This is a genomic window from Sandaracinaceae bacterium (genome assembly GCA_020633055.1).
In the GTDB taxonomy this organism is placed as follows: Bacteria; Myxococcota_A; Polyangia; order Polyangiales; family Houyiibacteriaceae; genus JADJJE01.
This window is the reverse complement of sequence record JACKEJ010000005.1, coordinates 622,440-644,479: the sequence shown is the minus strand read 5'-3', so window position 1 is coordinate 644,479 and position 22,040 is coordinate 622,440. Positions and strand designations below refer to the sequence as shown.

Below are 22,040 nucleotides of genomic sequence, written 5' to 3'. Positions count from 1 at the left end.
AGACTGAACCATGGCTGCAAAGCAGATTCTTTTTGATGCAAGCGCGCAGAAGCGCATCCTGGCCGGCGTCGACGCCCTGGCGAACGCCGTCAAGGTCACCCTGGGCCCCAAGGGCCGCAACGTCCTGCTCGAGAAGAGCTTCGGCGCGCCCCGCGTCACCAAGGACGGCGTCTCGGTTGCCAAGGAGATCGAGCTCTCCTGCAAGTTCGAGAACATGGGCGCCCAGATGGTGAAGGAGGTCGCCTCCAAGACCAACGACGTCGCGGGCGACGGCACCACCACCGCCACCGTCCTGGCGCAGTCCATCTACCGTGAGGGCGCGCGCATGGTCGCCGCCGGGCACAACCCGATGGAGATCAAGCGCGGCATCGACGCCGCCGTTGGCGCGCTCACCACCGAGATCGCCCGCATCGCCAAGAAGGTCAAGGGCACCGAGGAGATCGTCCAGGTCGGCACCGTGTCCGCCAACGGCAACGAAGAGGTCGGCGAGATGCTGGCCAAGGCCATGGCGAAGGTCGGCGAAGAGGGCGTCATCACCATCGAAGAGGCCAAGGGGCTCGAGAGCGAGCTCGAGGTCGTCGAGGGCATGCAGTTCGACCGCGGCTACCTCTCGCCGTACTTCGTCACCAACCAGGAGAAGATGCAGGTCATCCTGGAGGACGCCTACATCCTCATCAACGAGAAGAAGATCTCGTCGATGAAGGACCTCATCCCGGTGCTCGAGGCCGTGGCGCGCGCGCAGAAGCCGCTCGTCATCATCGCCGAGGACATCGAGGGCGAGGCCCTGGCGGCCCTGGTGGTCAACAAGCTGCGCGGCGCGCTCAACGTGGCCGCCGTCAAGGCGCCGGGCTTCGGCGACCGCCGCAAGGCCATGCTGCAGGACATCGCGGTGCTCACCGGCGCCGAGGTCATCAGCGAGGACCTGGGCATGCAGCTCGAGAACGTGACGCTCAGCTCGCTGGGTCACGCCAAGACCATCACGATGGACAAGGACAACACCACCATCGTGGGCGGTAAGGGCAAGAAGGCCGACATCACCGGTCGCGTCGAGCAGATCCGCCGCGAGATCGAGAACACCACCAGCGACTACGATCGCGAGAAGCTCCAGGAGCGTCTGGCGAAGCTCGCCGGTGGCGTGGCCGTCATCAAGGTCGGCGCCGCGAGCGAGATCGAGATGAAGGAGAAGAAGGACCTGGTCGAGGACGCGCTCAACGCGACCCGCGCCGCGGTCGAAGAGGGCGTCGTGCCCGGTGGCGGCGTCGCGCTCATCCGTGCGCAGGCCGCGCTCGACAAGCTGGAGCTCTCGCCCGAGCAGATGGTGGGCGTCACCATCATCCGCCGCGCCATCGAGGAGCCCCTGCGTCAGATCGCCGCCAACGCGGGCCACGAGGCTTCCGTGGTGGTCAACGAGGTGCGCAAGGCCAAGGGCGGCAACGGCTTCAACGCCCGCACCGAGGTCTACGAGGATCTGCTCAAGGCTGGCGTCATCGACCCCGCCAAGGTGGTCCGCACCGCGCTGCAGAACGCCGGCTCCGTGGCTGGCCTGATGCTCACCACGCAGGCGCTCATCGCCGAGGAGCCCGAGAAGGACGACGGCGGCGCTGCCGCGGCGGCCGGCATGGGCGGCATGGGTGGTATGGGCGGCATGGGCGGCATGGGCTTCTGAGCCCAACCGTTTCTCGCTGAGAGAGCCCCCGGCTACGCGCCGGGGGCTTTTTTCATGGGTCGGTCGTGAACTCTCACGGGGTGTCGGGCGTGGCCGGCAGCTCTACGGGGCGGCGCCAGTGGTTCTCCCCGCGATGCACCTCGAGCGCGCCCCCCAGCTCTTCACTGTCGCTGACCTCCAGGATGGGCGAGTACCACAGCTCCGCGCGCATCTGCTCGGCCGTCACGTGCAGCAGCCCATAGCCGTGGCGCACCAGGTCCAGGAACGCGAACTGCGGGTTGCTGCTGCGCGCGCCGCGGTCGAGGGCGTTCACCAGGCTCATCACGCCGTTGACGGACTCGTCGACGTTGCCGCGGCTGATGCTGCCGGGCATTAGCTCGACCCCGACCGAGCCCGCGCCGGTGGCCGGGTCGTACGTCGGTGCGCCTTCGCGCGGGTCGGGCAGGTCGCTGGCGACGGTGATGTGGGCGTCGCCGCTGATGAACACGTTGTCGCTGTGGCCGCCGTCCGCGAGGAAGCCGAACAGCTGCGCGCGTGAGGCTTCGTACGCGTCCCATGTGGAGCCACCCAGCAGCGCGAGGCCACCTTCGATGGGCGCGACGATCTTCTGCGAGCCGATGACCCGCCAGACCGCCTGCGAGCGCTCGATCTCTCCCGTGAGCCACGCGAACTGGGTCTCACCGAGGATGCTGGGCTCCTCGGTGCCAGCGACGTTGCCCTCGCCGCGGTGCAGCAACACGTCCGTGATGATGATGTCCAGCAGGGGGCCGAAGCTCAGCGTGCGATAGCCGATGGAGTCAGCGTCGCCGACACGCGGTGGGCTGATCGCGTTCCACTCTCGGTACGCTGCGAGACCACCACCGAAGTCGAGCGCCCGCTGGTCGAGGTCGTGGTTGTCCCAGATCATCACCCATGGCATGGCGGCCCGCGCCGCACGCAGGTTGGGGTCGCTGAGGTAGTAGGCGTGGCGGGCGCGCCAGGTCACCACGTCGTCGGGCACGGCGGGCTCGGGGACCGGCACGCGCACGCGCTCCTCGTCGTCGACGAAGTCGTAGAGGTAGTCCCCGAGGTGGACGATGGCGTCGAGGTCGTCCCGCTCGGCGAGCCGCTGGTAGGCGTTGAAGTAGCCCGAGTAGATGCTGCTGCAGGAGATCACCCCGAGCCGCACCCCGACGCTCGCGTCCGTTGGCGTGGTGCGTGTGCGACCGAGCTCGGAGCGCTCACCGGCGGCGCTGGTGAAGCGGTAGTAGTATGTGCGCCCCGGCTGAAGCCCCGTCACCTCGACCTGCACGGTGTGGTCCGCGCTCGGCTCCGCCATGACGGCGCCCTCCGCCACCCGCGTCGTGAAGGCGAGCGACTCGGCAACCTCCCAGCGCACCTCTTCGGCCTGCGACGCGTTGCTCGGCGTCACGCGGGTCCAGAGGTAGACGCGCTCGGGCGCCGGGTCGCCCGAAGCCACGCCGTGCGCGAACGGACCACAGCCGGGTACCAGCCCGAGCGCGTCGTCCACCTGGCTCGCGTCCGGGGAGACCACCACGCGCTGCACGAGCGTGCCGCGGCGGTCGTGCAGCGTCAGCTCGGTCTCGCGCAGCACGGACGGCGCGCGGAAGCGCACCACGCCTTCGTCGTCGACCTCTGGGTGGAGCAGGGGGAAGCCTTCGAGCGTGAAGGGGCCACGCGCCACGTTCACCGCGGGCAGCACGACCTCTTGGCACATGCTCGCTTGGGTCACCGGGATGACACGTTCCTCGCACCCCGAGGTGCTCAGGGGAGAGGCCAGGACCGCGCACAGGGCGAAGAGCGCGGGGACGCGCACCTGTATGTTCATCATGCCGCGAGGGTGGGTGAGCAGCGCCACACGCGCGTGGCAGCCGCGTGACGTTTGCGTACGCGCAGGTCACTCGCGCGCCATCGTGTAGGCTGGCGCCATGACCGAGACCGACACCATGCAGCGACCCGTGCGCGTCGCGTCGTACTCCGCGCTCGAGGACCGCGCGCCCGCTTATGCGCTCGTAGCGGACGTGGACCTGGTGGTGATCCGCTACGACGACGCGGTGAGCGTGCTCTATGGGCGCTGCTTGCACCGTGGCGCCCTCATGTCCGACGGGCACGTGCAGGGGGAGAACCTCATCTGCGGTCTGCACGGCTGGGACTACCGCTTGGACACGGGGGTGAGCGCGTACGACAACCGCGAGGCGCTGCACAGGTTCTCTGCGCGCGTGGACCACGACCATGACGCCGTGTGGGTCGATGAGGCCGAGGTGCGCGCGTTCGCGGCGGAGCACCCGCAGCCCTACGACCGCAAGACGTACCTGGGGCTGTACCAAGACCCCCACGGCGCGCCCGAGGAGCCCTTCAACGGGTACATCCAGGGGCTCGCCCGCGATGGGCTGCGCGAGACGGGCCACCACGGCGCGGCCGCCGCGATGGGCGTCCCGCTGACCGAGCTGCCGCGTTGGTCCGACGTGCAGCTCCTGACCGCGCAGCTGGCCGTGCGTCCGCTGCAGGAAGACGAGCTCGTGGACACGAAGTTGGTCATCGGGCCGCGCGCGCGCCGACCGCTCGAGCTGGCCATCCCCCTGTTCGTGAGCGACATGAGCTACGGGGCGCTGAGCGAGGAGGCCAAGGTGGCGCTGGCGAAGGGCGCCGAGCTCGCCGGCACGGGCATCTGCAGCGGCGAGGGCGGCATGCTGCCCGATGAGCAGGCGAGCAACGGTCGCTACTTCTACGAGCTGGCGTCGGCCAAGTTCGGCTGGGACATCGAGAAGGTGAAGCGCGTGCAGGCCTTCCACTTCAAGGGCGGGCAGGGCGCGAAGACCGGCACGGGGGGGCACCTCCCCGGCAAGAAGGTGAGCGCGAAGATCGCGGCCGTGCGCGGCCTCGAGCCCGGGCAGCCCGCCATCAGCCCGCCGACGTTCGAGGACCTGCACACGGTGGACGACTTCAAGCGCGTGGCCGAAGAGGTGCGCGAGGTCTCGGGGGGCATCCCCGTGGGCTTCAAGCTCAGCGCGCAGCACATCGAGCGGGACATCGACTTCGCGCTCGACGTGGGGGCGGACTACATCATCCTCGACGGACGCGGTGGCGCGACGGGGGCGGCGCCGCTCATCTTCCGGGACAACATCTCGGTGCCCACCATGGTCGCGTTGGCGCGGGCGCGACGGCACCTCGACGTGCGCAATGCTGCGGACGTCACGCTCATCATCACGGGCGGGCTGCGCACCGAGGCCGACTTCGTGAAGGCCCTCGCCCTGGGCGCGGACGGCGTGGCCGTGTCCAACGCGGCGCTGCAGGCCATCGGCTGCCTGGGCATGCGCGCGTGCCACACCAACAACTGCCCGGTGGGCATTGCCACGCAGCGCGATCACCTGCGCGCGCGCCTCGAGATCGACAAGTCGGCGGAGCGCCTGGCGCGCTTCTTCGAGGCCACGGTAGAGCTGATGCAGGTCCTCGCGCGGGCCTGCGGGCACCACGCGCTGCGCGACTTCGCGCTGTCGGATCTCACGACGTGGAAGCGAGACATCGCGGACCTGACGGGCGTGTCCTACGGCGGCGTGACGCCCTAGGCGTAAGGCACGCGCGGTGCCGGTCTGGTTTTCACGACGCGGGCGCGCCGCGACTCAGCGCACGGCTCGCGCCCCCGCTCCGGCACTGACGACGATCAGCTGGTCCCACTCGAGGCGACTCACGCGGCGCGGGGCGGGCGGCTCGCGCCCCCACTGGCCGATCTGGGTGACGTCGGCCGCCAGGAGGTCCTCACCCGTCGGGCCCCCGCGGAAGTACGCCATCACGCGCCCCGCTTCGGTCGCGAGGTGCACGTCCATCACGACGCCAGCCGCGCTCGCCCAGTCGGGGTGCTGCTGCGGGCTCCCTTCTGGGGTGAGGCTGACCATGCTGAGACGCACGCCGTTGCCCGCTGGGTAGTTGAGGGCGAGGTGGTAGCCGGCACCGTTCCACGCGGCGGCCGCGATGCCCCACGGCACGGGCACCTCGACGGTGGCTCCGCGTGGGACGCCGTCCGGGCCGACCCGGGCCATGAAGGTGCGCGCGAGCGACTGGTCGCGCGCGTCCAGCTCTTGAAAGAAGACGGTGAAGCCCTCAGGCGTCGTGGTGGCCGCCACGCCGAACGCAGAGCCCAGCGGCGCGCTCGGGCGGGTGATCGGGCGTGCCTCCTCCACGCGGGGCGCGCCCTCGCCCAGCTCCGCCCGTCGTACCGCGAAGCGCGGGCTTCCCTCGAGCCGCTCGGAAGCGAACGCGACGAGGAGGCTGCCATGACCCGTGGTGGCGGTGGCGACGGTCGGGGAGCCCTCGTGCAGGGGCACCACCACGTCGTCCGGCAGCTCCAGCCACGCGCCCGCACCAGGGCCCTGCATGGGGATCTCGGTGCGCACCCGCGCGACCCGCCCTGCGCCGAGATCGACCGCGCGCCGCATGCGCATGACGGGAGGAGGCTCGGGCGCACGGCGTCCTTGGGCCGCAACAGGCGTGCCATCGACGGCGGAGACGCTCGCGAGCATGCAGAGCGCGGCGAGCAAGCGCCTGGTCCAGGGACGAGCGTGGTGTGCGGGCATGGCGGGCCTCCGATGGCAGCCCGCTCCCGGGCCCCATGGGGAGTGGCCACGGCCTGCCGATTCGTGACCGACTTTTTCGCGCCGCGGTCAGAGCTCCTCGAGCGCCCGCTCCACGAACGCCCCGAACACGTCGACACGCACCGAGCTGCCGTCCGAGATGAAGCGCTGCACGAGGCTCGGCACGGGGGCGTGCCCACCCGGCTGAGGCCGGAGCGTGCGGAGCTCCGCGCGCTGGGCTTCGAGGGCAGCTCGGTCCGGGCTTCCGCCGTTTCGCGCGTCCAGCACGGCGTCCAGCGCGGCGCGCGCGACCTCGGCGGCGCGCTGCACGCTCGCGGCAGCGGGGGCCAGCTCCGTGATCAGGGTGGCGTCGGACAGCGTCGCGACATCTGCGGCGATGGCCTCGGCCGCCAGCAGCTCCTCGCGCAGGGCGGCTTCGTTGGCAGCGCTCGGATCGGTCCAGAAGGTCTCCATGCGCTGCGCGAGCTGCACCGCGTCACGCGTGTCGGGGAGCAGCGGGTGCGAACGGTAGTACGGCGCGAGGCGCTGCAGCGCGTCGCCCGACGACAGGAACGCGTCCACGTCGGCGGCTCCGGTCGTCCACGCCGCTTCGGGTGCGGACCCTTCGAGCATCGCGTGGGCCGCGGCGCCCACCATGACGAGGCTCGCGCGCGGCTGCGTCATCAGGTTCAGCAGCACGCCGTCGGTCGCTCCGAGCAGCTCCCCTGGCCGCTGCCACGGTCCCAGGAACACGTCGCCCGTGAGCACCATGTCGTTGACCGGCACGTTGTCCCAGACCAGCAGCGGCCGCCCGACGAAGCGCCGCATGGCGCGCGCCTCCTCGGCCGTGATGGTCGTGGGGATCACGTGCCGCCCCGTCCACAGGATGGGCATGTCGCGCGGGAGCGCGCGGTAGGCGTCGTAGTACGCGTCGGACGGGTGCTCGTAGGAGAACGCGAAGGGAGGCGTGTCGCCCGACGCCAGCTGCTCTGCCGTGCCAAAGTAGTAGGGCCCGATGAAGCACACGGTCGCGTCTCGGTCACGCGCACGGACGTGGTCGTACGCGAGGCGCAGCGCCCGCACCTGCACCTCGGGCTCGGCCGCCGGCGACCCGGGCGAGACGTCGTCGAAGAGCACGCACACGGACTGTGCGCCCATGTCGAGCAGCTGGTCGAGCTTGGCGCGCAGGGCCGCCTCGTCGGCTTCGTCGGCGGCGTAGTCGCTGCCCGGTGCGAGGGCGAGCACCACCCGCACGCCGCGCGTCGTGCCGTGGGCCACCAGCGCCTGAAGCTCACTCGCCGCGTCGGTGGGGTACGGCTCGCGCCAGCGGTCGCGGTGGTAGGGGTCGTCCTTGGGCCCGTACACGTACGTGTCGAGGCCGCGCGCCGCGAGGAAGTCGATCACCTGGAGGCGCGCCTCGTGCGTGTAGGGCTCGCCGTAGAAGCCCTCGATGACCCCGGCCCAGCGGGGCTCGAACGGCGCAGGTGCTCCAGCGTCACAGGCCAGCGCCACGACCAGCGAGATGGAGCCCACGGCCCGCACCAGCACGGAGAGCGTTCGCATGCCGCGAACGTATCACGCCGTCACGCACCACCGCCGAGCGCCTGGGCCGCGATGTAGAGCGTGGCGCCCCAGCCGAGCAAGTACGTGGGGGTGCGCAGGAAGGGCACGCCTGCCGTGTACGCGACCGCATAGGCGACGCGGGCCACGAGGAACAGGAACGCAGGCGTGGCGGTGACCACGTCTGGCGTGCCAGCGACGTGCGATGCGAGCACGACGGCCGTGAAGCTCGGCAAGCTCTCCACCATGTTCAGGTGGGCCCGCTTGGCCCGTTGCGCCCACAGCGGTGGCTCGGGCTCGCGCGCCGGGAAGCCCTCGGGGTAGTTGCGGAGGAAGTCGCCGAGCCCCCACAGGAACGCGCGCTGGGCGATGTACGGCGTCCACTGGAGGAGCGCGAGAGCGGCGGCGGCGACGAGGGCGGAGAGGGTCGAGGTCATGGGAGCTCCTGGGTCGAGGCGCGACACCGACATGGGTCGCGTCGGAGCGGCTTATGGCGTCCGGCCCGTGGCGTGAGGGCTCGGGCGTCCACGCCTCTTGCTCCAGCGTCCGGAGCGCGCGGCCTGGTCACCCGGGCACCCCGCGCGGCGTAGCAGAACGGCGCTCCGCGCATACGTCGGCGTGGAACATCATGCTCGACCCTCTCTCGGACGTGCTCTCGACGTTGCGCATGCGCGGCGCCCTCTACTTCCGCGCCGCGCTGGGCGAGCCGTGGGGCCTCTCCGTACCTGCGAACGTCGGGGTCACGCGCTTCCACATCCTGGTGCGCGGTGCCGCGTTCGTGGACACGGCGTCCGCTCGTGTCGCGATGGCTCCTGGCGACCTGCTGCTCGTCCCGCACGGAGCCACCCACGCGCTGCGCTCGCGACCCACCGAGCCGGTGGTCCCCGTGCAGGACGTGCTGGACGAGCTCGCGTTCGACGGCGTGACCGACCTCGTTCATGGCGGCGATGGCGACACGACGCTGCTCGTGTGCGGCCACTTCGCGTTCGACGACGAGCTGCTCCACCCCGTGCTCGACGTCCTCCCGTCGCTGCTGCACGTGCCCGCCGCGGAGGGCGGCGGGTTCGGGTGGATCGACGCCGCCACACGCGCCGTGGGTCACGAGATGGCGGACCGTAGGCCCGGCTGGCAGGCCATCGTCGACCGCGTCACCGGGGTGCTCTTCATCCACGCGCTGCGCAGCGCCCTCGAGCGTCCCGACGCGCACCCCGTCATCGCGGCGTTCGCGGACCCGAGCCTCGGTCGCGCGCTCTATGCCATCCACGAAGCGCCCGCGAACGCGTGGACGCTGGAGACGCTGGGGCGTCGCGCCGGGATGTCGCGGACGCTCTTCGCGGAGCGCTTCCGCGCGCAGATGGGCATGCCGCCCATGGCCTACCTCACGCGCTGGAGGCTGCAGCGCGCTCGGCGCGACCTGCTCGACAGCGGCGACGTCGTCGCGGCCGTCGCCGAGCGTGTGGGGTACGCGTCCGAGGCGGCGTTCAACCGCGCCTTTCAGCGTGCCTATGGGAAGCCGCCCGCGACCTATCGTCGTCATCACGAAGACGCCGCGCGAGCAAGAACGGCGAACGCGGCATCAAGGTAGGCCGCGCGGCGGCGCGCCATGGTGGTGGCATGCATCACCTCCACACGCCTCTCCTCCTCCGCGTGACGACGCTCGTCGCCGTCACGCTCCTCTCGCTCGCGCCCGGCTGTGACTCCGGCTCCGACCCGATGGTCGAGTCGGACGCCTCCAGCGCGAGCCTCTGCCAACGCTACGGCGGCGCCGCCAACGTGGGCGGCGTCGTCGCCGACTACGTGGTCCCCGAGCTGCTCGGCGACTGCCGCGTCCAGTCGCGCTTCGCAGCCCTCGGCGAAGCCGGCCAGACGCACCTCGTGCAGTGCCTCCAGATCCAGGTCCAGGAGGTCTTCGGCTGCGATGGGGTCCAGTACGCCGGGGCGACGGACGCGAACGGCGGCGCCTGTCGATCGATGACCGCGGCGCATGCGGGCCTCGGCATCAGCGACGGTGACTTCGACGCGGTGATCGAGGACATCGTCGCGGGCATGCAGGCCGCCGGTGTGGCGCAGGCCGACATCGACGCCGTCGCGCCGACCGTGCTCGGGCTGCGCGACCCCATCGTCGAGGTCTCGTCGGACGCGCTCACCGAGGCGACGTGCACCCCATGACGCCGCGGCAGGCGCTGCGGACGGGCGGGCTGGTCGTGGGCCTCGTCCTGGCGCTCGGGGCGGCGCTCCATCTCCCCGTCGCGCGGGGTTTGCTCGCGCGCCTGGGGGATGGTGTCGACTGCCCCGTGGGTCAGCCCGCGTCGCCTGCCGCGCGCGAGTCGTTTCGCCAGGCGCAGCTGGCGCCACGGCTCGGGGAGGGCTCGGCGCGAATGCGCTTCACGCCGGTTGGCGAGCTCGCGGCGCGTGCGGACGGAGGGGCGCAGGTGCTCGCCTGGGCTCAGGCCCACGAGGCCACGTGCACCCAGGCCGCGGACACCGTCGCGTGCACGTTCCCCGCCGCGACCGAGCTCCGCGAGCTACGCGCGTTCGTGGGGCCCACGGGCGAGGTGGTCGCGCTCGACCTGTGGCGTCGGGTGTCCACCGAGGACTCCTACGCGCGCTTCACGGAGCGCGTACACGCGGTCCGCGTCGCTGTCGGCCCGGAGACTTCGCGCACGGGCGACCTCGGCGCGTTCACGCAAGCGTCCCGCTATGCGCGCGTCGCGGCCACGTTCGCTTACGCCGACTATCGCGCGGTGGTCAGCTTGGCGCGTGTGGGCGGTGGGCGCCTCGGCATCCGCGAGCGTTACGAGTGGGTACCCACCGGCTCTCGGTCGCCTTCGTGAGCGTCGCGCGCGTCGACCGTGGACTCCATGGACTCCACCGTCGACGCGTCGGTCGTCGCGCCTCCCAGCCACGCAGGTAGCGCGCGCGGCTCCGACAGGACGTACGCGATCACGAGGGGGATACCGGCGGCGACGGCGTTGAGGGCGACGTCGCCGAGATCGCCCGTGCGGTGCGGCAGCCAGGCCTGGATCAGCTCGTCGACCGCGCCGAGCGCGGCTGCGCCGAGCCAGCTGCCGACCCAGGCGCGCGGTGGGCTCCAGTCGCGCGGCACGCTCGCGCGCGCGAGCCCACGAGCCCGTACTCGATCAGGTGCAGCGTCTCCTCCCACGTCACCGTCCGCCACACGGCGAGCGCGTAGGCGGCCACCGCGCCGCCGAGCACGACCCAGGTGCGTCGTTCGCGCAGCAGCCCTCGCCGGGCCAGCGCGCGCACGCCGAGTACCGCAGGCACTGCGAACGCGAGCGCGATGAGCCCGCGCAGCATCCCCGCCCGGCGAATCGGCCCGGTGATGTCGTGTGCGAACCCGAGGGAGCCGCAGATGCACACCATCAGTAGCCCCAAGCACAGACGCGCGCGCCTCTCCGACATCGGCACAGGATGCCTGGTCCGGCCCCCACCCACCAACGGCCCCAAAGAACGCCAAACGCCCCACCGGCACGTGGCCAGCGGGGCGTCTCGCTCGTGAATCAGCTCCCGGAGGAGCCCGCCGCTCAGAGCTCCTTCAGCTCCGTGGTCATCTGCTGCATGATCTTCTTCGCGTCGCCGTAGATCATCATCGCGTTCGGGTAGTCGAACAGCTCGTTCTTGATGCCCGCGTAGCCGGGGCTGAGGCTGCGCTTGATGATGAACACCGAGCGCGCCTCGTGCGCGTTCAGGATGGGCATCCCGTAGATGGGGCTCTTCGGGTCCGTGTTGGCCGGGTTCACGACGTCGTTCGCGCCGACCACGATGACCGCGTCGGTGTTCTTGAACTCGCCGTTGATCTGGTCCATCTCGATCAGCTGCTCGTAGGGCACGTCGGCCTCCGCGAGCAACACGTTCATGTGACCGGGCATGCGACCGGCCACGGGGTGGATGGCGTAGGTCACCTTGGCGCCGCGCTTGATAAGCTCGTCCGCCAGCTCGCGGCAGGTGTGCTGCGCCTGCGCCACGGCCAGACCGTAGCCCGGCACGATGATGACGCTCTCGGCGGCGTCGAGCACCATGGCCGCCTCCTCCGCGCCGCAGGACGTGACCGAGTGGTACTCTTGGTCGCCCAGGTCGGTCGCCCCATCGGCTCCGAAGCCACCCACCAAGACGTTGAGCAGGGAGCGGTTCATGGCCACGCACATGATCTGCGTCAGGATGAGGCCGGCTGCGCCGACCGTGGCGCCCACCACGATGAGCAGCGGGTTGCCGATGACGAAGCCCGCCATGGCGGCGGCGATGCCCGAGTAGGAGTTGAGCAGTGACACGACGACCGGCATGTCCGCGCCCCCGATGGGGATCACGAGCAAGACGCCCAACACCAGCGAGATCGCGGTTACCGCGAGCGCAGCCGTCATGATGTCGCTCGGACCAGCCGCCACGAAGCCGAGGAAGCCGATGCCGCCGACGGCGCCGAGCAGGAGCACGGCGTTGATCATGTGGCGCGCGGGCAGCATGATGGGCGCGCCCTTGTTGAGCTTCTCCTTCAGCTTGAGCAGCGCGATGACGCTACCCGTCAGCGTGATGGCGCCGATGATGATGGAGAGCGCGATGGTCACGGCCGAGGCCGCGCCGCCCGTGACGAGCTCGCCCACGGTCTGCTCGGCGGTGGCCACCTCGATGACCTCGCTCCACACGACGGAGAGCGCCACCAGCGCGGAGCTGGCGCCGCCGAAGCCGTTGAGCAGCGCGACCAGCTCGGGCATCTCGGTCATCTCGACGCGCTTGGCCATCAGGCCGCCGATCAGGCCGCCCGCGACCATGCCGCCGATGATCCAGCGGTAGTCCTCGATGATGCCGAGCTCGATCAGCGTGCCGATGACGGCCAGCAGCATGCCCACGGCCGCGAGGCGGTTGCCCGAGCGCGCGGTCGACACCTTGGTGGTCCGCTTGAGCCCCAGGATGAAGCAGATGGTCGACGTGATGTAGACCAGGAACGCGATGTTCTTGAGGAGTTCGGGAGACATCAGCTCTTCTTTTTCTTCTTGTCGAACATCGCCATCATGCGGTCCGTGACCATGAAGCCGCCGACCACGTTGATGGTCGCGAGCGCCACGGCCAGCCCGCCGAGGATGTTGGAGATCGTGGGGTCAGCGGTCTTCGCCGTGGCGAACGCGCCGATGATCGTGATGCCGCTGATGGCGTTGGCGCCGCTCATGAGCGGCGTGTGGAGCGTCGGCGGGACCTTGTTGATGATCTCGAAGCCGACGAAGCTGGCGAGCACGAAGACGTACACGCCGATGAGAAGAGTACCGGTCATGACTTGGCTCCTTCTAGGGCCTGCTGCGTGGGGGCGTGGCGGACCTGGCCTTCGTGCGTGAGCAACGCGCCGTCGATGATCTCGTCCGCGAGGTCCAGCTTGATCTCCCCGCCCTTGCCGAACAGCAAGAGCAGGGTCTGCACGTTGCGCGCGTACATGAGGCTCGCGTCGAGCGGCAGTGTGGCGGGCAGGTTCGGGTGCGCGACGATGGTCACGCCGTGCTTCACGGTCTCGCCGGGCTCGCTCAGCTCGCAGTTGCCGCCCGCGATGACGGCCATGTCCACGATGACCGAGCCTTCGCGCATCTCCTCCACCATGTCGGCCGTGATGAGCTTGGGCGCCGGGCGGCCGGGGACGAGCGCGGTCGTGATGACGACGTCAGCGTCCACGACGCGCTTGCGCACCACGGCCTGCTGCGCCTTGAGCTGCTCGGGGGTGAGCTCGCGGGCGTAGCCGCCCTGGCCCTCGCCGCTCTCGTCCATGGGGAAGTCGATGAACTTGCCGCCTAGCGACTCGACCTGCTCCTTCACGGCGGGGCGCACGTCGCTGACCTCGACGATGGCGCCGAGGCGACGCGCGGTGGCGATGGCCTGCAGACCGGCCACGCCGGCGCCCATGATGACGAAGCGCGCGGGCTGGATGGTGCCGGCGGCCGTCATGAGCAGGGGGCAGTACTTGTCCAGCTTGGTCGCCGCGAGCAGCACGGCCTTGTAGCCGCCGATGGACGCCTGCGAGCTGAGCGCGTCCATGCTCTGGGCGCGGCTGATGCGCGGCACGAGCTCCATGGACAGCGCGCTGACCTTGCGGTCGCGCAGCTTCTTGATGCCCTCGAGCTCCTTGTGCGGGTTCGCGAAGCTGATCAGCACCGCGCCCTCACGCATGGCGTCGGCTTCGTGACCGCCCACGGACTCGTTCTCGCCCACGGGCGCGACCTTGACCACCACGTCGGCCTCCGCCCAGCCCGTCTTCACGGCGTCGCCGCTGACGACCTTGGCGCCCGCCGCTTCGTACTGCGAGTCCAGGAACGAGGCGCGCCGACCGGCGCCGGTCTCGACGACGACCTCGAAGCCTTCCTTGACCAGCCGCTTCACCGTCTCCGGGCTAGCGGCGACACGCGTCTCGCCTTCCGCGCGTTCCTTGGGGACGAACACCTTTGCCATCGCGATTCCTTCTGTCCGTTTCGGGGAGACGTTCCGGGGGTCTCCCTCCCGTTCGTCGGCCGCGCCTTGTCGACGCACTCACAGGTCTCTGGTCGGGCCCCACGCTGTGTGGGTGCCCTGCGCACACGAGGCTTAGGCGGGGATTCGCCTCCTGTCCAGCGGACAGCCTCCAGATGGGGGCGCGCCACGTCGTGTGCTGCTGGGTGGCTGGGAGGGGAACCTACGGAGCCCAGCCCAGCGTCATGCCCGTCGTGTCGATGCTGTGCGCGCCGAGGATCGTCACGGGGTCGTACACGAACGGCGACGCGCCGAAGTTGATGCCCTCGTCGTAGCTGCCTGGCGCGGTCCCCAGCGGGTTCCCGTACAGCATCGGGTACAGCTCGGTCCACACGTCGTCCAGGTACACCTCGTAGTGCAGCACTCCGTCGACGATGACGTACACGGTGGGGTGCTCGGCGCGGTAGTCCACCACCACGCCGTACGTGTCGAAGCCGCTCGCCGGCCCGGGGAAGCTCGCCTTCGGGATCAGGTTGCGCCAGCTCCCACCGAGCACGTTGATGGCGACGCTCTCGGGGACGTCGTCCCAGCCGAAGGGGTTCAGGTTGCCCGTGCCCGTGACCAGGCCGCCGCCCATGTTCTCGGGGTCGTGCAGGCGTGAGAACTCGAAGTACGCGAAGCAGCCGTAGCAGCCCTGGTTCGCGCGGATGGCCATCTTGCCGTTGCCGGTGAAGCGAACCTGGGTCGCGCTGCCGTCCAGCACGATGCCTTCCCCCGTGAGCGGGTCCTGCGCCAGCTGAACCGTCGCGAACGTGGGGAGGGGGTCGGTCACCGTCACGCGCACGATCGCTTCTGTCACCTGACCCGCCGCGTCGACCACGCGTGCTCGCGCGGGGTGTACGCCGACGCCGACCGCGTCGAAGGTGAAGGACCCGCCGCTGCCCGTGACGCGCCCCTCGTAGTAGGGCGAGGACAGCAGCTCCCACGTGATCGCCGCCGTCAGGTCGCCGTCCTCGGCGTCGGTCGCGCTGGCCGTGACCGTGACCGTGGCGCCGTTGGACGCGCTCTGCGCCAAGGAGACGCTCAGCGCAGGCGCGTCGTCCACGGGGCCGGCGTAAGCGCTGCCCCAGCCCATCACGAGTGCGTCGGCTGTGTCGGAGAAGCCAGCCGCGCGCAGCAGCGCGTCAGGGTCGTACGCGAACGGGAAGTTGGTCGTGTCGTTGCCAGGGTTGATCTCGATCTCGGGGCCCACCACCGTGCGGAGCCCGGCGGCGAGGATGTACACAGGTGTGGTCACCTGAGTCATCGTGAGCGTGCGCGCCACGTAGGGTCGCACCTCGAGCGCGTTCCAGTCGAAGTCCTTCACGATGGCATGCACGATCGGGTTCGCCCCGCGGTAGTCCACGACCATCCCGTAGTATTCGGTCTCCTCCGCGTCGAAGAGCCCCTGGAACATGTTCGCGTGGTCGATGCCGCCCGTCGCTGTGACGCCGAACGCCTGGTCTGTCGTCCCCACGCTCGACCCTTCGATGGGGTGCTGCGCGCTGCACACCCCCACGCCATAGGGGCCGAGCTCGTCGCTGGTGCGGTGCCCCTCGAAGTAGAACACACCGGACCCGGGGGCGACGGCCACGTCCGAGCGCACCCCACCGAAGTCGAGGTCGAGGTCCGCGGCCAGCAGGTCGTACTCACGCAGGCGCACGTCGGCGTCTCGGTCGTCCGGGTTGAGGCGCACGACCGTGTGCCCTTCGAACCGCGCCACCAGCGTGCGCGACGAGCTCGCGACGAAGGCGCAGCTCCCCGTGCCGTTGCAGTCACCGCCGCTGTCGGTCCAGCCCAGGAACGTGGAACCGGGCTCGGGCTCGGCTGTCAGCGCGATGGCCTCGCCGTGCGCGAACGTCGCCTCGCACGCGCTCCCGCAGTCGATGCCGACGGGGGCCGACACCACGCGCCCCGCGCCCCCACGCACGCTCGTGACGGTGACCGTGTGCACGTAGGTGTTACGCGCGAACTCGGCCGTCACGTCGAGGTCGGCCGTGACCGTCAAGGAGCAGGTGGTCCCGCTGCAGTCTCCGCCGAAGCCCACAAAGTGGGAGCCAGCGTCGGCCGCGGCCGTGACGCTCAGCGTCGTGCCGTACGCGACATCCGTGGCGCAGTCGCCCGAGCAGCCCGCTCCACCGAGGCTCAGCGTCCCCGTCCCCGAGCCGACCCGCGTCACGCCGACGTGGTGGTGCAGCGCGCCGAACGTCGCTCCCGCCGTCACGTGGCCCGTCACAGTCAGCGTACACGCTCCGGCGACGTCGGCTCCCGCGCACGCGCCGCTCCAGCTGCTCAGCGCGGACCCGATCTCGGGCTGAGCAGCCAGCGCTACCTCCGCGCCGTGGGGCACGCGCACGCGGCAGGTGCCGTTGCAGGAGAGCGCGAGGCCCGCGCTGTCCGACGTCAAGAAGCCCGCCCCGTCCACCAACAGGTCCAGGTCGTACGTGCGCTGCACGAAGGTCGCCACGGCGACGGCGGCGCCCGACACCGAGAGGGTGCAGACGAGGTCGGTGCCGGCGCACGCCCCGCTCCAGCCAACGAAGTCCGCCCCTGTGCTCGCGGTGGCTGTCAGGGTCACGCTCGAGGGCGCGTCGTAGGTCGCGACGCAGACGCCTTCGCAGTCCCGCACCGGGGCGCTCAAGGCGACGTGGCCGGTGCCCGTGCCGGCCGTGACGACCGTCAGCATGTCCAGCGGGGTCGGCTGCCCTCCGTCGGTGCCTGTGTCGCTCGGCGTTCCCGCGTCGCTCGGGCCCGCGTCCTGCGCGGCGTCGTCCCCTGCGTCGCTCGCGCCCACGTCCACACCAGCATCCATGGCCATGTCCGGCTGAGCCATGTCTGGCTGAGCCATGTCGACACCCGCGTCTGCCCCCGGGGGCCCGTCGTCCCCACAGCCCGCCGCGGCCACCACGACCACCATCAAACCAAGCACTGCCGAGAGCCGCTGCATGTCGTCTTCCTCCAAGAGGTCCAGTGCTATGGGCCGATTCGCACATGTGTGCAAATGCGCAGGTGAGGCGTGCGATCCCTACGTAGCAGCACATGGTCCCGGGAGGTGCACTCAGACCGCCAGCACCGAGACGCCGTGGTCGCTGCGGTCGGTGAGGATCTCGAACGCGGCCCGGTGGGCGGTGTGCAGCTGCACGTCTGGCTCACCGGGTCGCTCGAGCGTCAGCGTGCAGCGCGCCACCTTGCAGTTGAGGCAGGTCTTCCGCCCGCCGGGAGGGTTGTCGTAGGGGAGGCCGACGAAGTCCGCAGCGTCTGCCTCGACCACGCCGTGCAGCCGCCCGCACGCGGCGCGCGCGTCGAAGGTCCAGCGGAAGAAGCCGTAGTGGGCGCGTGTGCGCAGCGCGGTGCCGAGCGCGTTCCAGCGTAGCTCGCGGCCCGCGTGTCGCAGCACCATGGGGCTCAGCCAGGGCGTCTTCCACGGACCGACGTGCACACGCGCCGTGGTGACCTCCAGGAACGTGTCCGGCGCGTCGTCGAAGCCGGCCACCTGACCCCATGCGTACTCGTCGGTGTGCTTCGCGCCCCAGTTGTGGTTCTGGCTGCCGACCCAGCCGTCCACGGCCACACGCTCTCCATCGACGACCAGCTCTCCCTCGTAGACCGCCATCGGCGACCCCACGAGGGCCTTCGCCTTCGGTAGCGGCGCGTCGTACAGCGCATCCGGCAAGAGGAACACCGGGGCCTCGGGGGACGCGTAGCGGAGGTCCCACGAGACCGCGTGCCCGAGCGCCTCGGCCTTCCCCTGGAGCGCCGCGCCGTCGAGCGAGGCGTCGTCGATGCGCGCGTCGAGCCGTGTCCTGACGAACGCGCAGCGCGCGTAGGGGAACACCTGCTTCACGGGGATGATGCGCCCTCGTTCGCCATCGAAGTAGATGGCCCACAGCTCACCCACCGCGTCCTCGGGGCGTCCCCGAGGCGAGAACACCGTGTAGCGAATCCAGAACGCGAGCTTGCGCGACGGGTGGTTGGCGCGCTGGAAGTAGCTCTCGTAGTGCCCGCCCGAGCCACCGGCGTAGCGGAAGTGGTTGTAGTCGGTCTGGATCATGCGGCGGAGGATACCGTCGCTGGTGTCGCGGTGGCCGCGGTAGAGTGCGCGCCCGTGCCTGCACCACTCCACAGCCACGCGCGCTCTCTGGACCGCGGCATGTCCGAGGACGTGCGGGCGCTCTCGACGCGCGTCATCGACCCGCGCGCAGCCTCCAAGGGCTTCGTCGTGGTGGCGTTGCTCGCCATGCCCCTCCTGTGGTGGATGGCCGAGTCGCTCTGGGTGCACGCCGACCACGAGACGGACGCCACGCGCGCGCTGCGCGACTTCGCGGACCGGGACGATGCCAACGTCGTGGACCCGGCCCCGAGCTCCCCGCGTCCACTGGCCATCTTGTTGGTGGACGGCCTACGCGTGGACGAGGCCGAGCGCTCGCCCGCGCTGCGTGCGTTTCGCGCTGGTGCGCTGCACGGCACCGTCCGCTATCCGCGGCCGACGCTGTCCACGGGCGCCTACCACGCGCTCGTGACGGGGACGCCCAACCGCCTGAGCGGCGTCTTCACCAACCGCTACCACCTCACCTCCGGTGGCGGCGTCGCGCGCGTCGACAGCCTGGCCGACCGCGTCCGCGCGGTGGCCGGTCGCGAGCGCTACGTGGCCGAGGACCTCGACTGGCTCCTGCAGCTGCTGACACCGCGCGCCGAAGCGCGCGAGCTGTTCACCGGGCAGGCCTTCGACGCGGCGGCGAGGGATGCGTTCGCCGCGTTCGCGCGCGACGCGTCCCCCGGGTTGCTGGTGGCGCACATGCTCGCGGTCGACGAGAGCGCCCACGAAACGGGCGTCGACAGCGCCCTCCACGCCGCGGCCCTCGGGCGGGCCGACGCTTTGGTCGCCGCGCTGCACGCCGCCGTCGATGCTCAGCCCGCGCTCGTGGCGTTGGTCATCGCGGACCACGGCCACCTCGACGTGGGCGGCCACGGGGGCGACGAGCCAGAGGTCGTCCGGGCCCCGTTCGCCATCCGGGGAGCGCAGATCGCGGACCGGGACGGCGACACGCTGGAGCTCGCGCCCGAGTGCGTCGCCGCGCTGCTGGCGGGGGCCACGGGCTCCGCCACCCCGCGCTCCAGCACGTGCCTCGGCGAGCAACCCACGCCCGGGGGTCTCCAGCGGGTCGCGTTCGCCGAGGACGCAGCGCGCCGCCAGCGGGGCCTGCACGAGGCCCGCACGCTCGGGCTGCTCGGCTTGGGGATGCTGCTCACCCTCATGGGGCTGGGCGCCACGAAGCGCAGCTTCTCGGGCCTCGACGCGGGGAGCGTGGTTGCGCCGCTGGTGTGGCTCGCGGGGACCGTCGTGCTGCACCTCGCGGTCCTCGGTCGCCCACTCACCCTGAGCGCCATCCACCTGGTGAACCCCCACGTCGTCGCCGTCGGAGTCTGCGGCGCGGTCTCCGGCGCGCTCGGGATGGCCCTCGGCGCGTGGCTGGCGATCGCGCGCGCGGGCGCCGGAGCGGACCCGCGGCTCGCCCTGCGCCGCGCCGCCGGCGGGCTCGTGTGGGCGTCGATCGCGGCGTTCGGGCTCGCCTGGGCCCGCATCGGCGGGGCGTATTCCCCTTGGCCCGTCACCGCCTTCGCCGCCTACGCCCCTGTTTTCCTGGCTGCGGCGGGCGTCGGCGCGCTGCTGGCCGCGGCCGCGACCTTGCTGGGGACCATGGCCAAGCGAGAGGTTTCGTACTATGAGCGGCCCACGGTAGGCGGGTCAGCGCCGCCCGGCCCAGGAGACATGACGTGACGCAGACCCCCCTCGACGCCCTCGCGGTCCACACCATCCGCGGCCTCTCCATGGACGCCGTGCAGGCCGCCAACTCGGGTCACCCGGGGACGCCCATGGCGCTCGCCGCGCTGGGGTGGACGGTGTTCACCAAGCTGCGCAAGCACGATCCGGCCTCGCCCGAGTGGGCCGACCGCGACCGCTTCATCCTCTCGTGCGGGCACGCGTCCATGCTGCAGTACGCGCTGCTGCACCTGACGGGCTACGACCTCTCCCTCGACGACATCAAGCAGTTCCGCCAGTGGCACAGCAAGACGCCGGGCCACCCCGAGCTGCACGACACCCCGGGCGTCGAGGTCACCACCGGTCCCCTCGGGCAGGGCATCGCCAACGCCGTCGGCATGGCCATGGCCGAGCAGTTCCTCGCCGCGCGCTTCAACAAGCCCGGCCACACGCTGTTCGACCACAAGGTCTGGGTCATCGCGTCCGACGGCGACCTCATGGAGGGCGTCTCGGCCGAGGCCGCGTCCATGGCCGGCCACCTGAAGCTGGGCAAGATCATCGCCTACTGGGATGACAACAGCATCACCATCGACGGCCGCACGGACATCTCGTTCACCGAGGACGTGCTCGCGCGCTACCGCGCCTACGGCTGGCACACCGAGAGCGTGGACGACGGCGAGGACATCGACGCCATCCTGGCCGCCACGCGCAAGGCCGAGGCCGACCCGCGCCCGAGCCTGATCCGCGTGAAGACCATCATCGGCTTCCCCGCGCCCACCAAGAAGGACTCCCCCGCCGCGCACGGCGCGCCCCTCGGGGCGGCCGAGATCAAGGCCACCAAGGAGATCATGGGCTGGCCCGAGGAGCCCTTCTACGTGCCGGCCGAGCTGAGCGCGGCGCGCGAGGCTGCCCTTTCGGCAGGCGCGAAGAGCAAGGGCGCCTGGGACGCGCAGCGTGCCGCGTATGGCCAGGCCTTCCCGGAGCTGGCCGCCGAGCTGGACGTCGCGCTGGCCCAGGGCCTGCCGGCCGGCTGGGACGCGGGGCTGCCCGTGTTCGAGCCCAGCGAGAAGGGCGTGGCGTCACGCAAGGCCAGCCAGAAGGTGCTCAACGCGCTGGCCAAGAACATCCCGCACCTGGTGGGTGGCTCGGCCGACCTGGCGGGCAGCAACGGCTCCGAGCTGGCCGGTCTGCCGTTCTACGGCCGCGTGGCCGAGGGCGAGGTGCCCCGCAACATCAACTTCGGGGTGCGCGAGCACGCAATGGGCTCGGCCATGAACGGCATGGCGCTGCACGGCGGCGTCATCCCCTACGGCGCCACCTTCCTCATCTTCTCCGACTACATGCGCCCCACCATGCGCCTGGCGGCGCTGATGAAGCTGCGCACGCGCTACATCTTCACGCACGACAGCATCGGCCTCGGCGAGGACGGCCCCACGCACCAGCCGGTGGAGCAGCTCTCCACGATGCGCGCCATCCCGGGCTTTGCGACCTTCCGCCCCGGCGACGCCAACGAGACCCGCGAGTGCTGGAAGGCCGCGCTCGCGTGGGATGGCCCCTCGGCGCTGGTGCTGACGCGCCAGGACATCCCCACCATGGACCGTGACGTGAGCGGCGCCGCCCGCGGCGGCTACGTGCTGAGCGAGGCGGAGGGCGGCGCGCCGCAGGTGCTGCTGATCGCGTCGGGCAGCGAGGTCGAGCTGGCGCTGTCGGCTCAGGCCACCCTGGCGGGCAAGGGTGTCCGTGCCCGCGTGGTGAGCCTCCCCTGCTGGGAGCTCTTCCAGGCGCAGGACCAGGCCTACCGTGACTCGGTCATGCTCCCCGAGCTGAGCGCGCGCGTGGCCGTGGAGGCCGGCAGCGGCTTCGGCTGGGAGCGCTACCTCGGCATGCGGGGCCGCTTCGTGGGCATGACGCGCTTCGGCGCCTCGGCGCCCGCCGAGACCCTCTACGAGAAGTTCGGCATCACCGCAGCGGCGGTGGTGGAGGCCGCCGAAGCGCAGCTCGGCTGACG

General features: G+C 71.1%; 17 protein-coding genes. 7 read left to right on the top strand and 10 right to left on the bottom strand.

Annotated elements, in window-relative coordinates; all coding sequences use genetic code 11:
• Positions 1 to 10 precede the first annotated feature (10 nt).
• Positions 11 to 1,666 carry a chaperonin GroEL gene (gene groL, locus H6726_07530; GenBank protein MCB9657487.1) on the top strand — a complete coding sequence of 552 codons (1,656 nt, stop codon included), beginning with the start codon at positions 11 to 13 and terminating at the stop codon, positions 1,664 to 1,666.
• Positions 1,667 to 1,739: 73 nt separating this feature from the next.
• Here the strand turns inward: groL and H6726_07525 are convergent, their stop codons facing one another.
• Positions 1,740 to 3,497 carry an alkaline phosphatase D family protein gene (locus H6726_07525; protein ID MCB9657486.1) on the bottom strand — a complete coding sequence of 586 codons (1,758 nt, stop codon included), beginning with the start codon at positions 3,495 to 3,497 and terminating at the stop codon, positions 1,740 to 1,742.
• A gap of 115 nt (positions 3,498 to 3,612) precedes the next feature.
• On the opposite strand from H6726_07525, the gene H6726_07520 reads away from it, so the two are divergent.
• A complete protein-coding gene (locus tag H6726_07520; GenBank protein ID MCB9657485.1) occupies positions 3,613 to 5,232 on the top strand; it encodes a Rieske 2Fe-2S domain-containing protein in 1,620 nt (539 codons plus the stop codon).
• A 54-nt stretch (positions 5,233 to 5,286) separates the two neighbouring features.
• Here the strand turns inward: H6726_07520 and H6726_07515 are convergent, their stop codons facing one another.
• The 3 genes from H6726_07515 to H6726_07505 all read right to left on the bottom strand — a co-directional run bounded on the left by H6726_07515 (position 5,287) and on the right by H6726_07505 (position 8,231).
• Positions 5,287 to 6,237 (bottom strand): hypothetical protein, encoded by a 951-nt coding sequence (locus tag H6726_07515; GenBank protein ID MCB9657484.1) that lies wholly within the window; start codon positions 6,235 to 6,237, stop codon positions 5,287 to 5,289.
• An 87-nt stretch (positions 6,238 to 6,324) separates the two neighbouring features.
• Entirely contained in the window at positions 6,325 to 7,797 is a 1,473-nt protein-coding gene (locus H6726_07510) for a beta-N-acetylglucosaminidase domain-containing protein (protein MCB9657483.1), read from the bottom strand.
• A gap of 20 nt (positions 7,798 to 7,817) precedes the next feature.
• On the bottom strand, positions 7,818 to 8,231 hold the full coding sequence (locus H6726_07505) for an MAPEG family protein (GenBank protein ID MCB9657482.1): 414 nt from the start codon (positions 8,229 to 8,231) through the stop codon (positions 7,818 to 7,820).
• A gap of 191 nt (positions 8,232 to 8,422) precedes the next feature.
• Between H6726_07505 and H6726_07500 the strand changes: the two genes are divergently transcribed.
• The 3 genes from H6726_07500 to H6726_07490 are packed head-to-tail and all read left to right on the top strand — an operon-like array spanning position 8,423 to position 10,628.
• Positions 8,423 to 9,379, top strand: coding sequence for an AraC family transcriptional regulator (locus H6726_07500; protein MCB9657481.1), 957 nt, complete (start codon positions 8,423 to 8,425; stop codon positions 9,377 to 9,379).
• Between the two features lie 29 nt (positions 9,380 to 9,408).
• Complete coding sequence (locus H6726_07495) at positions 9,409 to 9,963, top strand: hypothetical protein (protein ID MCB9657480.1); 555 nt, start codon at positions 9,409 to 9,411, stop codon at positions 9,961 to 9,963.
• Positions 9,960 to 10,628, top strand: a complete 669-nt coding sequence (locus H6726_07490; GenBank protein MCB9657479.1) for a hypothetical protein — start codon at positions 9,960 to 9,962, stop codon at positions 10,626 to 10,628. Before H6726_07495 ends, H6726_07490 begins: the two co-directional genes overlap by 4 nt.
• Before the next feature lie 190 nt (positions 10,629 to 10,818).
• On the opposite strand, the gene H6726_07485 is transcribed toward H6726_07490, so the two are convergent.
• The 6 genes from H6726_07485 to H6726_07460 all read right to left on the bottom strand — a co-directional run bounded on the left by H6726_07485 (position 10,819) and on the right by H6726_07460 (position 18,322).
• Positions 10,819 to 11,217 carry a hypothetical protein gene (locus H6726_07485; protein ID MCB9657478.1) on the bottom strand — a complete coding sequence of 133 codons (399 nt, stop codon included), beginning with the start codon at positions 11,215 to 11,217 and terminating at the stop codon, positions 10,819 to 10,821.
• A 122-nt stretch (positions 11,218 to 11,339) separates the two neighbouring features.
• Positions 11,340 to 12,782 (bottom strand): NAD(P)(+) transhydrogenase (Re/Si-specific) subunit beta, encoded by a 1,443-nt coding sequence (locus tag H6726_07480; protein ID MCB9657477.1) that lies wholly within the window; start codon positions 12,780 to 12,782, stop codon positions 11,340 to 11,342.
• Positions 12,782 to 13,075: an NAD(P) transhydrogenase subunit alpha gene (locus tag H6726_07475; protein MCB9657476.1), complete on the bottom strand. Its 294-nt coding sequence runs from the start codon at positions 13,073 to 13,075 to the stop codon at positions 12,782 to 12,784. Before H6726_07475 ends, H6726_07480 begins: the two co-directional genes overlap by 1 nt.
• Positions 13,072 to 14,235: a Re/Si-specific NAD(P)(+) transhydrogenase subunit alpha gene (locus H6726_07470; protein ID MCB9657475.1), complete on the bottom strand. Its 1,164-nt coding sequence runs from the start codon at positions 14,233 to 14,235 to the stop codon at positions 13,072 to 13,074. Before H6726_07470 ends, H6726_07475 begins: the two co-directional genes overlap by 4 nt.
• Positions 14,236 to 14,455: 220 nt before the next feature.
• Positions 14,456 to 17,218 carry a hypothetical protein gene (locus tag H6726_07465; protein ID MCB9657474.1) on the bottom strand — a complete coding sequence of 921 codons (2,763 nt, stop codon included), beginning with the start codon at positions 17,216 to 17,218 and terminating at the stop codon, positions 14,456 to 14,458.
• A gap of 111 nt (positions 17,219 to 17,329) precedes the next feature.
• Positions 17,330 to 18,322, bottom strand: a complete 993-nt coding sequence (locus H6726_07460; GenBank protein ID MCB9657473.1) for a hypothetical protein — start codon at positions 18,320 to 18,322, stop codon at positions 17,330 to 17,332.
• A gap of 54 nt (positions 18,323 to 18,376) precedes the next feature.
• Here H6726_07460 and H6726_07455 point away from each other — a divergent pair, with 54 nt between their 5' ends.
• Together H6726_07455 and tkt are read left to right on the top strand one after the other, a co-directional pair.
• Positions 18,377 to 20,050, top strand: coding sequence for an alkaline phosphatase family protein (locus H6726_07455; protein MCB9657472.1), 1,674 nt, complete (start codon positions 18,377 to 18,379; stop codon positions 20,048 to 20,050).
• Between the two features lie 50 nt (positions 20,051 to 20,100).
• The gene (tkt, locus tag H6726_07450) at positions 20,101 to 22,038 is read left to right on the top strand and encodes a transketolase (protein MCB9657471.1); all 1,938 of its coding nucleotides are present in this window, start codon (positions 20,101 to 20,103) and stop codon (positions 22,036 to 22,038) included.
• The last annotated feature ends 2 nt before the right edge of the window (positions 22,039 to 22,040 follow it).

Bases quoted from the DNA above. Each gene is read 5' to 3' on its own strand.
- groL (MCB9657487.1), top strand. From the start codon at position 11: ATGGCTGCAAAGCAGATTCTTTTTGATGCAAGCGCGCAGAAGCGCATC.
- H6726_07525 (MCB9657486.1), bottom strand. From the start codon at position 3,497: ATGATGAACATACAGGTGCGCGTCCCCGCGCTCTTCGCCCTGTGCGCG.
- H6726_07520 (MCB9657485.1), top strand. From the start codon at position 3,613: ATGCAGCGACCCGTGCGCGTCGCGTCGTACTCCGCGCTCGAGGACCGC.
- H6726_07515 (MCB9657484.1), bottom strand. From the start codon at position 6,237: ATGCCCGCACACCACGCTCGTCCCTGGACCAGGCGCTTGCTCGCCGCG.
- H6726_07510 (MCB9657483.1), bottom strand. From the start codon at position 7,797: ATGCGAACGCTCTCCGTGCTGGTGCGGGCCGTGGGCTCCATCTCGCTG.
- H6726_07505 (MCB9657482.1), bottom strand. From the start codon at position 8,231: ATGACCTCGACCCTCTCCGCCCTCGTCGCCGCCGCCGCTCTCGCGCTC.
- H6726_07500 (MCB9657481.1), top strand. From the start codon at position 8,423: ATGCTCGACCCTCTCTCGGACGTGCTCTCGACGTTGCGCATGCGCGGC.
- H6726_07495 (MCB9657480.1), top strand. From the start codon at position 9,409: ATGCATCACCTCCACACGCCTCTCCTCCTCCGCGTGACGACGCTCGTC.
- H6726_07490 (MCB9657479.1), top strand. From the start codon at position 9,960: ATGACGCCGCGGCAGGCGCTGCGGACGGGCGGGCTGGTCGTGGGCCTC.
- H6726_07485 (MCB9657478.1), bottom strand. From the start codon at position 11,217: ATGTCGGAGAGGCGCGCGCGTCTGTGCTTGGGGCTACTGATGGTGTGC.
- H6726_07480 (MCB9657477.1), bottom strand. From the start codon at position 12,782: ATGTCTCCCGAACTCCTCAAGAACATCGCGTTCCTGGTCTACATCACG.
- H6726_07475 (MCB9657476.1), bottom strand. From the start codon at position 13,075: ATGACCGGTACTCTTCTCATCGGCGTGTACGTCTTCGTGCTCGCCAGC.
- H6726_07470 (MCB9657475.1), bottom strand. From the start codon at position 14,235: ATGGCAAAGGTGTTCGTCCCCAAGGAACGCGCGGAAGGCGAGACGCGT.
- H6726_07465 (MCB9657474.1), bottom strand. From the start codon at position 17,218: ATGCAGCGGCTCTCGGCAGTGCTTGGTTTGATGGTGGTCGTGGTGGCC.
- H6726_07460 (MCB9657473.1), bottom strand. From the start codon at position 18,322: ATGATCCAGACCGACTACAACCACTTCCGCTACGCCGGTGGCTCGGGC.
- tkt (MCB9657471.1), top strand. From the start codon at position 20,101: ATGGACGCCGTGCAGGCCGCCAACTCGGGTCACCCGGGGACGCCCATG.